This is a genomic window from Saccharopolyspora sp. NPDC047091, from assembly GCF_040643635.1.
Taxonomy (GTDB): Bacteria; Actinomycetota; Actinomycetes; order Mycobacteriales; family Pseudonocardiaceae; genus Saccharopolyspora_C.
Genome location: NZ_JBEYUS010000102.1, coordinates 1 through 15823, shown reverse-complemented (window position 1 = coordinate 15823; position 15823 = coordinate 1). Strand labels below are relative to the sequence as shown.

Below are 15823 nucleotides of genomic sequence, written 5' to 3'. Positions count from 1 at the left end.
GAAGAACCCAACCAGTTCCGCGCGCTCACCCGCGCCTACGCCGCGTCTCCCACCGGGTCGGCCTCGCTGGGCACCGTCAAGAACAACCTGGGCCACACCCAGTTCGCCGCCGGGATCGCCGGGGTGCTGAAGTCGCTGCTGGCGCTGCGGCACCGGCGGATCCCCGGCTGGCCCGGCTTCGGCGAGCCGAACGCGGCGCTCGCGCTGGACGGCAGCCCGTTCCGCATCGACCGGGACACCCGCGATTGGCCGGAACCCGCCTCGGGACCGCGCCGCGCCGCGGTGAGCTCGTTCGGCGCCAGCGGCACCAACGCGCACGTGGTGCTGGAGGAGCACCGCGGCGCCCCGATCGCCGACACCCCCGGCGAGCACGCCTTCCTGCTGTCGGCGCGCACGCCCGCCGCGCTGCGGTCCGTGGTGGAGCGGCTGCTCGCGCACCTCGACCGGGAACCCGGCCTGCCCGCCGCAGCCGTCGCGCACAGCCTCGCCGCCGGGCGCAGCCACTTCCCGCACCGGCTCGCCACCACCGCCGCCGGCCTGCCCGCGCTGGCCGACCGGCTGCGCGGCTGGCTCGCCGGGAACGCCGGGCCGGAGGTGCTGACCGGGGAGACCGCCGCCGATCCGCGGCCCGTCGACGGGGACCGCGCGCTGGCACCGCAGGAGCTCGCGCGGGCGTACGTGCGCGGGGAGGTGGACCGGTTCGCCGCGAGCTTCCCGGCCGCCGCGCGCCGCCAGGTGCCGCTGCCGACCTACCCGTTCGAGCGGCAGCGGTACTGGATCGAACGGCCCGCCGCCGCGCACACCGCCGGCCCCGCACCCTTCGAGGCGGCTCCCGCCACATCCGAGGCGGCCGCGACCGCGCGGCCCGCGGCGGTCACCGCTCCGGCGGACCCCGCCTACCGGATCCGGCTCAGCGGTGACGAGTTCTTCCTCGCCGACCACCACGTCAACGGCCGCGCCGTGCTGCCCGGCGTGCTCTCGCTGGAGTTCGCCCACCGCGCCGCCACCGGCGACCGCACCGCGCCGCTGCGGCTGCGCGACGTGGTGTGGCCCGCGCCGTTTCCCGTCGCCGACGACGGCGCCGAGCTGGCGGTGCGCCTCGACGGCGACGCGTTCCGGGTGCTGCGCGACGGCACCGAGGTGCACGCCCAGGGGCGCATCGCGGAACCCGCCGCCCCGCAACCGGAATCCCTCGACGCGCTGCGCGCCCGCTGCGCCCACCGCACCCTCACCCGGCAGCAGTGCCACGACGCGCTGGAAGCCGTCGGCATCCGGCACGGCGACCGGCTGCGCGCCGTGCAGGGTCTGTCCATAGGGGACGGTGAGGTGCTGGCCCGGCTGGAACTGCCCGCGGGCACCGGTGCTCCCGGCGAGTTCGCGCTGCACCCGGCGATGCTGGACAGCGCCATCCAGGCCGTCGTCGGCCTGCACGGCGACACCACCGGCGCGCTCGCCGAACGCCGCGGCGCGCCCGCGCTGCCGTTCGCGCTGGAGCACGTCGACCTCTTCACCCCCACCACCGCGCGCATGTGGGCACACCTGCGCCACGCGGCGGGCTACGAACCCGCCCCCGACCGGGACGTGACCAAAGTGGACATCGACCTGTACGACGACGGCGGACGGCTCAGCGCGAGCCTGCGCGGCTACGCCTCCCGCCAGGTGACCGGCGCCGAGGAGCCCGCCGCCACGCTGCTCGCCCCGAGCTGGGACGCGCTGCCCGCGGACGACGACGCCCCGCACCGGCCCGCTCCGCAGGCCCGCGTGGTGCTCGTCGGCGGCACTCCCGAGGAGCAGGCCGCGCTGCGCCGCCACCACCCGGCCGCCACCGTCCTCGACGTCGTCGCCGAGGCCACCGTCGAGCAGCTCACCGCACTGCTGCCCGCCGACGTCGAGCACGTGTATTGGACCGCCCCGGCCGCCGACGGCCCGGAGCAAGCCCCGATCGCGCTGTTCCGGCTGGTCAAGGCGCTGCTGGCCGGAGGTGCCGACGCCCGCGAACTCGGCCTCACCGCGCTCACCCGCCGCGCGCGGCTGCTGCCCGGCGACACCGGCTCCGACCCGGCGCAGGCCGGGGTGCACGGATTGCTCGGCACCGTGGCCAAGGAGTACCCGCACTGGCAGGTCCGCGGTGCCGACCTGGACGGACCGGTCCCGTGGTCCGAGGTCCGCGCGCTGCCCGCCGACCCGAACGGCGAAACCCTCGCGCACCGCCACGGCGAGTGGTACCGGCAGCGGCTCCTCGAAGTCCCCGCGCCCGGCGCCACCGCCGCACCTCCGCAGCCCGGCGGCGTCGTCGTCGCCATCGGCGGTGCGGGCGGCATCGGCCAGGTGTGGACCGAGCACCTGCTGCGCCACCACGGCACCCAGGTCGTGTGGCTCGGCCGCCGCCAGCAGGACGCCGAGATCACCGCGAAGCAGGACGCGCTCGCCGCGCACGGCCCGCGCCCCGACTACGTGCGGGCCGACGCCACCGACCGGGACGCGCTCGCCCGCGCCCGGGACGAGATCGTGCGCAGGCACGGCCCGATCACCGGGGTGCTGCACTCGGCGATCGTGCTCGGGGACCAGACCCTCGCCCGGATGGACGAGGAACGGTTCCGCACCACCTTCGCGGTCAAGGCCGACGTGTCGGTCAACCTCGCCGAGGTGTTCGCGGGCCAGCCGCTGCGGTTCGCCGCGTTCTTCTCCTCGATGCAGGCGTTCTTCAAGGCACCGGGCCAGGCCAACTACGCGGCGGGCTGCACCTTCGCCGACGCCTGGGCCGAGACCCTCCAGGACCGGCTCGGCTGCCCGGTGAAGGTGCTGAACTGGGGCTACTGGGCGGGCGTCGGCATCGTCACCGCCGACGGCTACCGGCAGCGGATGGCGCAGCTCGGCCTCGGCTCCATCGAACCCGAGGAGGGCATGGCCGCGTTCGACGCACTGCTGGCCTCCCCGCACCCGCAGCTGGCGCTGCTCAAGGCCTCGGACAGCCGCAGCATCGACGGCCGCTACTCCGAGGACGCGCTCACCCACCTGCCCGCCACCACGCCGTCGCTGATCGGCGAGCTGCGCGCGGGCAGGCCGGACCGGCACGACGAGGTCGCCCGGCTGCGGGCCGGCGCGGACGGGCACGCCGGGTCGATGCACGACGCGCTGGTGCGCATCACCTGGGCGCTGCTGCGCTCGCTCGGGCTGTTCGCCGACGACCGCGCCGCCACCGCCGCCGAATGGCGCGCCGTCGGCGGCGTGCAGGACCGCTACCAGCGGTGGATGCGGCACAGCCTCACCGTGCTCGCCGAAGCCGGGCACCTGCGCCACGACGGCGATGACCGCTACGCCCGCACCGACGCCCGCCCGGTCGACCTGGACGCCGCCTGGGCGGACTGGGACCGGGACAAGGACCGCTGGCTCACCGAGGACGCCAAGCGCGCCCAGGCCGTGCTGGTGGACACCACGCTGCGGGCGCTGCCGGACATCCTCACCGGGCGCCGCCCCGCCACCGACGTGATGTTCCCCGGCACCTCGCTGCACCTCGTCGAGGCCGTGTACAAGAACAACCCGGTCGCCGACTACTTCAACGACGTGCTCGCCGACACCCTCGTCGACTACCTGCGGCGGCGGCTGGAGCAGGACCCCGGCGCGCGGCTGCGCATCCTGGAGATCGGGGCGGGCACCGGCGGCACCAGCGCCGTCGTGTTCCGCCGCCTGCAACCGTGGGCCGAGCGCATCGAGACCTACCGCTACACCGACATCTCCAAGGCGTTCCTGCTGCACGCCAAGAAGGCCTACGGCCCGATCGCGCCCTACCTGGACGGCCGGATCTTCAACGCGGAGCAGCCGCTGGCGGGCCAGGACACCGATCCCGGCCAGTTCGACGTGGTCATCGCCACCAACGTGCTGCACGCGACCCGCAACATCCGCAACACGCTGCGCAACGCGAAGGCCGCGGCCCGGCCGAACGCGGTGCTGCTGCTCAACGAGCTGTCCGACAACATCGTGTTCAGCCACCTCACGTTCGGGCTGCTGGACGGCTGGTGGCTCTACGACGACCCGGCGCCGCGCATCGCCGGGTCTCCCGGGCTGTCCCCGGAGAACTGGACCCGGCTGCTGGCCGAGGTCGGGTTCCGCAGCGCGTTCGTCGGCGCCGAGGGGGCCGACGACCTCGGCCAGCAGGTGATCGTGGCCGAGAGCGACGGCGTGGTGCGCCAGCCGCGCGAGGTGTCCGCGTTCCGCGGGGTGCTGGCGGACGCGGCCCCGGTGCGCCCGGTCGCCTCGGCCGAACCGGTCGAGAACCCCGCTGCGGCGGCGGGAACCCGTTCGTCCGATCTGGACGGTGCGCGGCGGGTGCGGGAAGCCGCCGCCGACTACTTCCGGGGGCTCGTGGCCGAGACGCTGCAGCTGCCCGTCGCCGACATCCGCTCCGACGTGCCCTTCGACCGCTACGGCATCGATTCCATCCTGGTGGTGCAGCTGACCGACGCGGTGCGCCGGGTGCTCGACGACGTGGGCAGCACGCTGTTCTTCGAGGTCCGCGACGTGGACGGGCTGGTGGCGCACTTCCTGCGCACCCAGCCGGAGGCGCTCGCGGCGCTGGTCGGGGTGACCGCGGAGGAGGAACCGGTCGCCGCGGCCGTTCAGGCACCGGCCGATACCGCGACTCCGGCCACCGCTTCGACCCCCGCGACTCCGGCCCCCGCGACTCCGGCTGCTGCGACTTCGGGCACCGCGAGCCCGGCCGCCGCGAGCCCGGCCACCGCCACGTCGCCCGCCGCCACCGCGCCCGCCGCCACCGCACCCGCCCCCGCTCCGGCCGTCGTCGAACCGGCGTCCGCCGACCGGGGCACCGCCATCGCCGTCGTCGGCATGGCCGGGCGCTACCCGGGAGCCCGCGACCTCGACGAGTTCTGGGCGAACCTGCTCGCCGGCCGGGACGGCATCACCGAGATCCCGGTGGACCGCTGGGACCACGACCGCTACTTCGACGAGCGGCCCGGCGTGCCCGGCAAGACCTACGCCAAGTGGGGCGGATTCCTCGACGGCGTCGACGAGTTCGACCCGCTGTTCTTCGGCATCTCGCCGAAGGCGGCGTCCACCATGGACCCGCAGGAGCGGCTGTTCCTCCAGACCGCGTACTCGGCGCTGGAGGACGCCGGCTACACCCGCGACGCGCTGCGCGCCGCCGCCCGCGCCCGGGTCGGCACCGACGCCGGGGACGTGGGCGTGTTCGTCGGCGCCATGTACTCCGAGTACCAGCTGCACGGCGCCGAGCGGACCGCGCTGGGCGATCCGGTGGTGGTGCCCGGCAGCCTCGCCTCCATCGCCAACCACGTGTCGTACTTCTTCGACGCGGGCGGTCCCAGCGTCGCCGTCGACACCATGTGCGCCTCCTCGCTCACCGCGATCCACCTGGCCATCGCCGCGCTGGAGCGCGGTGAGTGCGGGGTGGCGCTGGCGGGCGGCGTGAACCTGTCGCTGCACCCGAGCAAGTACCTGATGATCGGCGAGAGCCGGTTCGCGGCGAGCGACGGCCGCTGCCGCAGCTTCGGCGAGGGCGGCGACGGCTACGTGCCCGGCGAGGGCGTCGGCGCCGTGCTGCTGCGCCCGTTGGCCGACGCGCTCGCCGACGGGGACCGGGTGCTCGGCGTGATCCGCGGCAGCGCCGTCAACCACGGCGGGCACACCCACGGCTTCACCGTGCCCAACCCGAACGCGCAGGCCGCGGTGATCCGCCGCGCCTGGCGCGAGTCCACCGCGGACCCGCGCGACATCGGTTACCTGGAGGCGCACGGCACCGGCACCTCGCTGGGCGACCCGATCGAGATCGCCGGGCTCTCCGCCGCGTTCGCCGAGTTCACCGAGGACCGCGAGTTCTGCGCCATCGGGTCCGCCAAGTCCAACATCGGGCACCTGGAATCGGCTGCCGGGATCGCGGGGCTGAGCAAGCTGCTGCTGCAGCTGCGCCACGGCACCCTGGTGCCCTCGCTGCACGCCGAGCGCACCAACCCGAACATCGACTTCCCGCGGACCCCGTTCGTGCTGCAGCGCGACGCGGGGCCGTGGCGGCGGAACGGCGACAAGCCGCGGCTGGCCGGGCTCTCCGCGTTCGGTGCGGGCGGTGCCAACGCGCACCTGCTGGTCGAGGAGCACCTCGTCCCCGAACCGGGCCCGCGCCCGGTGGAGCCGGTCCTGGTGGTCCTCTCGGCCGCCGACCCGGAGCGGCTGCGGGAGTCCGCCGGCCGGTTGCGGGACGCGCTGCGCGCGGGGGAGTGGTCCGACGCGGACCTCGCCGACATCGCTTACACGCTGCAGGTCGGCCGGGAGGCGATGCGCGCCCGGTTCGCCGTGGTCGTGCGCGACCTCGACTCGCTGGTCGCGGCGCTGGACACCTGCGCGGGCGGCGGCACGCCCGCGGGCGGGCACGTGCGCGACGGTGCGAGCGGCGCCGCGCAGGGCTTCCTCGCCGACGAGGACTTCCAGGAGACCGTGCTGCGCTGGGTGCGGCGCGGGAAGCTCGCGCCGCTGGCCGAGGCGTGGGCCGGTGGGCTGCACGTCGACTGGGCACGGGTGCACGCCGACGGGCCGCGGCCGCGCAAGGTCGGGCTGCCCGGATATCCGTTCGCGCGGGAGAAGTACTGGTACACCGACGGGCTCGGGGAACCGCCCGCGAACCCGGTGGCGCGCGCGGAGGTCGGCTCGGGCCAGGGCCAGGGCCAGGGCCAGGGCCAGGGCCAGGGCCAGAGCCAGGGCCAGAGCCAGAGCCAGAGCCAGGGCCGGACGCTGCCCGCTGCGGCCACCGGCGCCGAGGTGACCGCCGCGATCCCGACCGCCGCGATCCCGACCGCCGCGATCCCGACCGCTTCGGCCGCCACCGCCGCGACCCCCATCACCCCGAATTCCACCACCCCGCCCGCGAAACCCCACGAGATCCCCGCGGGCGACCTCACCCTGCACCCCGTGTGGGAACCGGCGCGGCTGCTGCGCGGCAAGCCGTTCCCCGCCCGGGACGCGCGACTGGTGGCCATCGGCCTGGAACCCGCCGAGCTCGCCGCGCTGCGCGAGCGGCACCCGCACCTGGTGGAGCTCGGCGCCGACGACGCGGACCGGATCACCACCCCCGTCGACCACGTGATCATGCGGTTCCCGACCCGGATCGCGACGGCCGCGGCGGAGCGGATCGCCGACCAGCGCACCGCGACCCGGCGGCTGTTCCGGGTGCTGCGCGCGATCACCGCGCTCGGCCTGGACGACGAGCCGCTCGGGCTCACCCTGCTCACCCGCGACGCCTTCGACCCGGAGGGCACCGGCACGGCCGATCCGGCGCAGGCCGGGCTGCACGGGCTGCTCGGCGGCCTGGCGAAGGAGCAGCCGCACTGGCGGCTGCGCGCCGTGGACCTCGCCGACGGCGAACCGTTCGTCCCGGCCGAGGTGTTCGCGCTGCCCGCGGACCGGCGGGCGCACCCGTTCGCCCGCCGCGGCGGCCAGTACCTGCGCAGGCAGCTGCTGCCGGTGGCGGACGTCCCGGCGCCGGCGGCACCGGTGCTGCGCCGCGGCGGCGTGTACGTGCTCATCGGTGGTGCCGGTGACCTGGGGGTCATGCTCACCGAGTACCTGCTGCGCGCCCACGACGCCCGCGTGGTGTGGGTCGGGCGCCGCGCCGAGGACGACTCGATCCGCGCGAAGGCCGCGCAGGTCGCCGCCGGTGGCCGCGCCCCCGAGTACCTGTCCGCGGACGCCGCCGATCCGGCCGCGCTGGCCGGGATGCGGGACGAGGTGCTGCGCCGCCACGGCCGCATCGACGGCGTGGTGCACCTGGCGATGGTGTTCAGCCACACGCCGCTGGCCGAGATGACCGAGTCCGAACTGGACGCGACGCTCGGCGCGAAGGTCGATCCGTGCGTGCACTTCGCGGACGTGTTCGCGGGGCACCGGCTGGACTTCTTGCTGCTGATCTCCTCGCTGGTGAGCTTCATCCGCAACGCTAACCAGGCGCACTACTCGGCGGCCTGCGCGTTCGAGGACGCCCGCGCCGCCGAGCTGCGCACGGAACTCGGGTTCCCGGTGAAGGTGGTGAACTGGGGCTACTGGGGCAACGTGCCGGACGAGCTGCTGCGCGACGTGACCGCGATGGGGCTGGCGCCGATCGACGTGTCCACCGCGATGGGGGCGATCGAGCGGCTGCTGGCCGGGCCGCTGGACCAGATCGGGTTCATGCGCCTCGGCAGGCCGCTGCCGGTCGAGGGCGCGCTGCCCGGGGAACTCCTGCAGCAGCACCCCGCCTCGCCGACCCGAGCCGTCGAGGCCGCGCCGGTGGCGCTGCCCGCCGCGCTCGCCGAGCACCACGCCGGACCGGTGCCGGGCGAGATCGACGCGGCGCTGAGCCGCTGCGTCGCCGCCGAGCTGCGCGCGGCGGGCCTGGACCCGTCCGAGGACCCGGCGCAGCGGCACGCCCGCGGGGTGGACGCCCGCTTCGACGGCTGGCTGACCGCGACGCTGCGCACCCTCACCGAGCACGGCCTGATCGACGCCACCGGGAACTGGGCACCGGGCACCGAGGACGCGGCCGCGGCGCGCGCCGACTGGCAGCGGGAAGCGCCGCGGTGGGCCGAGCTGAACGCGGACCTGCGGGCCCCGCTGCGGCTGCTGGACCGCACCCTGCCCGCGCTGGGCGACGTGCTGCGCGGCCGCACCACCGCCACCGACGTGCTGTTCCCGCAGGGCTCGTTCGACCTGGTCGCCGGGGTGTACCGGGACAACCGGGTGGCCGAGCACTTCAACGCGGTCCTCGCCGAGCAGGTCGTGGCGCACCTGCGCGCCCGGCAGGCCGCCGACCCGGCCGCCCCGCTGCGGGTGCTGGAGGTCGGCGCGGGCACCGGCGGCACCACCGGGCCGGTGCTGGACGCGGTGGAGCGGAGCGGCCTCCGGCTCGCCGAGTACTGCTTCACCGACCTGTCGCAGGCCTTCCTGCACAACGCGCAGGACACCTTCGGTCCGGGCCGGGACTTCCTCGGCTACCGGCTGTTCGACGCGGCCACCCCGCCGCAGGAGCAGGACCTGGACACCGGGGCGTTCGACGTGGTGATCGCGGCGAACGTGCTGCACGCGACGGAGAACATCCGGCCCGCGCTGCGGCACGCGAAGGCGCTGCTGCGCGGCGGCGGACTGCTGGCGCTCAACGAGATCAGCGGGTTCTACCTGGTCAACCACCTCACGTTCGGGCTGCTGGACGGCTGGTGGCTCTACGACGACGCCGAACTCCGCGCGCCCGGCAGCCCCGCGCTGTCGCCGGAGAGCTGGCGGCGGGTGCTGCACCAGGAGGGCTTCACCGGGCTCGCGCACCCGGCGGCGGACGCGCTGGCGCTGGGCCAGCAGATCGTCGTCGCGCACAGCGACGGGCTCGCCCGTGCGCCGAGGGCGGAACCGCAGGTGACCGAGCTCGCCCCGGCCGCCGCGCCGGTCGTGGAGCGGGCGACCACCACGGTCGGTGACGTGGTGCTGGCCGCGCTCGCCGAGGCGCTGCGGATGCCGGCGGAGCGGATCGGCCTGGAGCAGGCGTTCGCCGACTACGGGCTGGACTCCATCGTCGGCGCGAAATTCGTGCAGCGGCTCAACGAGGAACTGGGCGTGGACCTGCTGACCACGGTCATCTTCGACTACCGCAGCGTCGCGCAGCTCGCCGCGCACATCGCCGCGGATCACGCGCCGGAGCTGCCCGCCCTGCCGGAACCGGCCGCTCCGACGTCGGGAACCACCGTTCCGGCACGGGGACATCACGGCACAGCAGAGGAATCCACCGTCCTCGCAGGCGAATCGGCCTTCCCGGCAGGGAAATCCGCCGTTCCGACAGGCGAATCGACCGCCCGTGCGGCGGAATCCGCCGTGGCGACCGGACGATCCTCCGCGAGCGCACCGGACCCGAGCACCGCCGCACCCGCGGCGCGTCCCCGCGCCACCCGCGAACCCATCGCGATCGTCGGCATCAGCGGCCGGTTCGCCGGATCCCCCGACGTGGACGCGCTGTGGCGGCACCTCGCCGCCGGTGACGACCTGGTCGGCCCGATCGAGCGCTGGGACCTGTCCGATGTGGACGACCTGGACTGCCGGGCGGGCAGCTTCCTGGACGGCATCGACGAGTTCGACGCGAACTTCTTCAACCTCACCGGCATCGAAGCCACCTACACCGATCCGCAGCAGCGGCTGCTGCTGGAGCAGGCGTGGGCGGCGCTGGAGAACGCCGGGCACGCGAGCACCGAGCTCAGCGGCCGCCGCTGCGGCGTGTACGTCGGCTGCACCGGCGGCGACTACACCGAGTGGTTCGACGAGTCGCCGCCCGCGCAGGCCGCGTGGGGCAACGCGCCCTCGGTGGTGCCGGGCCGCGTCGCCTACCACCTGAACCTGCACGGACCGGCGATCGCGGTGGACACCGCCTGCTCCAGCTCGCTGGTCGCGGTGCACCTGGCCTGCCAGGGGCTGTGGGCGGGGGAGACGGAGCTCGCCCTCGCCGGCGGGGTCAGCGTCACCACCACCCCCGGCACCCAGCTCGCCGCCGGGCGCGGCGGGATGCTGTCGCCGACCGGGCGCTGCCACACCTTCGACGCGGCCGCCGACGGGTTCGTGCCCGGTGAGGGCGTGGGCGTGGTGGTGCTGCGCCGGTTGTCGGACGCGCTCGCCGACGGCGACCACGTGCACGCCGTGATCCGCGGTTCGGCGGTCAACCAGGACGGGGCCACCAACGGCATCACCGCGCCCAGCGCGCTGTCCCAGGAACGCCTGATCCGGCAGGTGCACGAGGACTTCGGCATCGACCCGGCCGAGATCGGCGTGATCGAGGCGCACGGCACCGGCACCCAGCTCGGCGACCCGCTGGAGTGCCAGGCGCTGTCCGCCGCGTTCGCCGGGGCGCCGGGGCCGATCGAGCTCGGCTCGATCAAGACGAACCTCGGGCACACCACCTCGGCCGCCGGTGTCGCCGGGCTGCTCAAGCTGGTGCTGTCGCTGCGGCACGGGCAGATTCCGGCCTCGCTGCACTTCCACGAGCTCAACCCGGCGATCCGGTTGGACGGCGGGCCGTTCCGGGTGAACACCGAGCTGCGGCCGTGGACGCCGAACTCCCGCGGCCGCCGCACCGCCGGGCTCAGCGGGTTCGGGTTCAGCGGCACCAACGGGCACCTCGTCGTCGAGGACGTCCCGGCGGCCCCACGCGGCGACACCGGAGGCTCCCACCTGGTCGTGCTCTCCGCCCCGCAGCAGGCCCCGCTGCGGCAGCGCGTCGCGGACCTGCGGGCGCACCTGGACGCCGCACCGGAGGCGGTGCTCGGCGACGTGGCCCACACCCTCGCGCGGGGACGCGACCACCACGCGCACCGCGCCGCGTTCGTCGCCGCCGACCGGGAATCCCTGCTGCGGCAGCTGTCCGGGTGGCTGGACGGCGCGCCCGTCGCGGGCGATCCCGGGCACGAGGCGGTGCGGGACCGGTACCTGTCCGGTGCGGCGGTCGACTTCGCGCCGCTGTTCGCCGGGCTGGACGTGCGGCGCACCCCGCTGCCCGCCTACCCGTTCCAGCGCAAGAGCTACTGGGTGTCGGGCGAGCCGCCGAAGCGGGCGAGCCGCGGCACCGCCGCCGCGGCGCCGAATCCGAGGGTCGCCCAGCCCGCGGCACGTCCCGCGCTGGACGAGGCATCGCTGCGCTACCTGGTCGGGGAGCGGGTGCTCGGCGAGCTGTCCCGGGTGCTCATGATGGAACCCGACGAGATCGACCCGCAGGCATCGTTCTCCGACTTCGGCGTCGACTCCATCCTGAGCGTGAAGCTGGTGCGGGCGGTGAACGCGGCGCTCGGCGTGGACCTGCCGAGCACGGCGCTGTTCGAGCACAGCTCGCTGGACCGGCTGGTGGCGCACCTGCTGGACGGGCACGCCGCCGTCCTGCGCGACTCGCTCGCGGATCCCGAGGACGTGGCGAGCCCGCTGAACGCGGTGCCCGCCAACGGGTTCGACGTGGCGGCCGGGGTGTCGGCCGGGGGCTCCGGGGCGAACGGTGTCGCCGCGAACGGTTCCGCGCTGAACGGTTCCGCGCCGAACGGTTCTGCGGTGCACGGTTCTGCGGTGCACGGTTCCGCGCCGAACGCTTCTGCACCGAACGGTTCCGCGCCGAACGGGACGGCACCCAACGGGACGGCACCGAACGGGGACGCACCGAACCGGACGGCACCGAACGCTTCCGCACCGAACGGACACGGCGCCAACGGTGCCGCCGGCAACGGAGCGACCCGGAACGGCCACCGGGCCGCCGGGAACGACCCGGCCCCGAACGGCTCGGCCCCAGCTGAGTCCACATCGGACTCGACGGCGATTCCCCAGCAGGACGAACCGATCGCCGTGATCGGCCTCGCCGCCCGCTTCGCCCAGTCCCCGGACGCCGAGGCGCTGTGGCGCCACCTCGCCGCGGGCGACGACCTCGTCGGCGACGTCACCCGCTGGGACCTCACCGCCGAACTCGGCCCCGACGGGGCGCGGCAGCAGGGCAGCTTCGTCGAGGACATCGACCGGTTCGACGCCTGGTTCTTCCGCATGTCCGGCAAGGAGGCCGCCTGCACCGACCCGCAGCAGCGCCTCTTCCTGGAGGAGTGCTGGCACGCCCTCGAAGACGCCGGCCACGCCGGGGAACGCCTCGACGGCAGCGGCTGCGGCGTCTACGTCGGCGGGCCGCCCAGCGACTACCAGCAGCTGCTCGGCGACGACGCGCCGCCGCAGACGCTGTGGGGCAACATCTCCTCGGTCATCGCCTCCCGCATCTCCTACTTCCTGGACCTCCAGGGACCGGCGATCTCGGTGGACACGGCCTGCTCCAGCTCGCTGGTGGCCATCCACCAGGCCTGCCAGGACCTGCGGCAGCGGAACACCTCGATGGCGCTGGCCGGGGGCGTGTTCCTCCAGTCCACGCCGATCTTCTACCGGTCCGCGGTGCGGGCGAACATGCTCTCCACCCGCGGCCGCTGCCACACCTTCGACTCCCGCGCCGACGGCTTCGTGCCCGGTGAGGGTGCCGGAGTGGTGGTGCTCAAGCGGTTGTCCGACGCGGTGCGCGACGGCGACCACGTGCACGGCGTCATCCGCGGTACCGGGGTGAACCAGGACGGCACCACCAACGGGCTCACCGCGCCCAGCGCCGGATCGCAGGAGCGGCTGCTGCGCCGCGTGTACGAGCGCACCGGCATCGACCCGGCGAGCGTGCAGCTCGTCGAGGCGCACGGCACCGGCACCCCGCTCGGCGATCCCATCGAGTTCTCCGCGCTGCGCGCCGCTTTCGGCGACGTGCGGGCCGACTCGATCGCGCTGGGCTCGATCAAGACGAACGTGGGCCACACCCAGTTCGCCGCCGGGGTCGCCGGGGTGCTCAAGGCGCTGCTGGCGCTGGAGCACGAGCAGCTGCCGCCGACGCTGCACTTCGCGGAGCTCAACCCGGAGATCCGGCTGGACGGCAGCCCGTTCTACGTGAACACCGAGCTGCGGCCCTGGCCGGAACCCACGACCGGGCCGCGCCGCGCCGCGGTGAGCTCGTTCGGCGCCGCGGGCACCAACGTGCACGCCGTGCTGGAGCAGGCGCCGGAACTCCCGCGCGGGCACGCCGCACGGCCCGCGTGGCTGGTCGTGCTCTCCGGCCAGGACGAGGAGGTGCGCCGCAGCCAGGTCGAACGGCTGCTCGCGCACGCCGAGCAGCACCCGGACCTCGACGTCGGCGACGTGTCCTATTCGCTGGCCACCGGCCGCAGGCACTGCGCGCACCGGTGGGCCGCGGTGGTCGCCGACCGCGCCCAGCTGATCGGCGCGCTGCGCGAGTGGTTGCGCGCGGGCACCGCCGAGCAGGTCGTCACCGGCACGGCCGCCGACGGCCACCGCCGCCGGGACCCGGGCGTGCCTGCGCGCATCGACGGGCTGCTCCGCGACGGGTCCCGGCCCGCGCTGGCCGAGCTCGCCGAGTTCTTCGCGCAGGGCGCGGACTTCCGCTTCGCGCCGCTGTTCGCCGACGGCGGGTTCCGGATCACGCCGCTGCCGCCCTACCCGTTCGCGGGGGAGCGGTACTGGCCCGCGACGAGCCGGGTCGCGCGCTCCCCGCTGGCGGGGGACGCCGTCGAGCTGACCGGCCGCGAGTTCTTCCTCGCCGACCACCGGGTGCGCTCGGTGCCGGTGCTGCCCGGCGTGGCCTACCTGGAGTCGGCGGTGCAGGCCGCTCGGGCCGCGGGCGTCGAGCACCCGAGGCTGCGCAACGTCGTGTGGTCCCGGCCGCTGCAGGTCGCCGAACCGGTGCTGCTGCGCACCGCGCTGCGCGAGCAGGGTGATGGCCACGCCTTCGAGATCGGCACCGCCGCCGGGACGCACGGCCGCGGCCTGGTCGAGGCCGGTCCGGCGGAGCCGGGCGGGCAGCTGGACGTGGCGGCGCTGCGCTCGGCGTGCGCGCGGCGCGTCGAGCACACCGAGTTCTACGCGCACTTCGACCGGATGGGCATCGGCTACGGCCCCGCGTTCCGCGGCGTGCAGGAGCTGCACGTCGGCGACGGGCTCGCGGTCGCCCGGCTGCGGCTCCCGCACGCGGCCCGGGACGGCGCGGGCTGGACGCTGCACCCGGCGATGCTGGACGCGGCCGTGCAGGCCACCCTCGGACTGTCGCTGACCGGTACCGGCGAGGTCGCTGCCGCGCTGCCGTTCGTGCTGGAGGACGTGCGCGTCCTCGCGCCGAGCCCGGCCGCCGGGTACGCCGTGGTCCGCCCGGCCGCACAGGACGGCGGGGCTGCGGTGCGGCGGATGGACGTCGAGCTGTGCGACGAGGACGGCGCGGTGTGCGTGCGGCTGCTCGGGTTCACCGCCCGGGTGCTGCCCGCCGAGACCGATCGGAGCGCCGCCCAGCCGATCGAGCACGCCCAGCCGGTCCAGCACACCCGGCCCACCGAGAACTCCCGGCGCATCGACGACGTCGGAACGGCGGAGAACGCAACGGCCGGTGCGAACACCGGAACCGCGCAGCGCACCGGAACCGCGGCCGCCGCTGCTCCGGCGGAGCCCGGCAACCCCGGCTCGGCAGCCGAACCGACCCTGATGCACGTCGGCTGGCGCCCCGAACCGGCCGCGGCGACCACCGGGGCACCGGCCCGCCGTGAAGTGCTGCTGGCCGGGGTGGGCGTCGACCCGCAGGCGTTGCAGGACGAGCTCGGCGTCCGCTGCGCGGCGCTCCCGCACGCCGACGACCTCGCGGAGCGCTTCACCGCGCAGGCCGAGTCGGTGCTGGCCCGGCTGCGCGCGGCGATCTCCGCGCTGCGCGACGGCCCGGTGCTGCTGCAGGTCGTGGTGCCCGCCGCCGGTGCCGGGCGGATCTCCGCCGCGCTCGCCGGACTGCTGCGCACCGCCCGCTTGGAGCACCCGAAGCTGCTCGCCCAGCTCGTCGAGGTCGGCACCCCGCTCGGTGCCACCGACCTCGCCGCGCTGCTGCGCGCCGAAGCCGGTACCGGCGCGGAGGTGGTGCGCCGCGACGGCGAGCGCCGCGAGGTGCCCGCCTGGACGGCGCTGGACGACGCGCCGGAGGTGGTGCCCTGGCGTGCCGGCGGCATTTACCTGATCACCGGTGGCGCGGGCGGTCTCGGCGGCACCTTCGCCCGCGAGATCGCCGCCCGCGCCCCGGGCGCGCGGCTGGTGCTGGCCGGGCGGTCCGAGCGGGAACCGGCGGAGTTGCTGCGGGAGCTCGCCGACGCCGGCGCGCACCCGAGCTACCGCGTGCTCGACGTCGCCGACCGCGCGCAGGTCGAGCGCTGCGTGCGGGAGGTGCTGGCCGAGCACGGCGCGCTGCACGGCGTGC

Annotated in this window: 1 protein-coding gene; it reads left to right on the top strand. The window is 75.5% G+C overall.

Annotation, left to right across the window (positions count from 1 at the left end; genetic code table 11):
- Positions 1-15823 (top strand): SDR family NAD(P)-dependent oxidoreductase (locus ABZ805_RS27580; RefSeq protein WP_358446313.1); only part of this gene is annotated, 15823 nt, incomplete at both ends.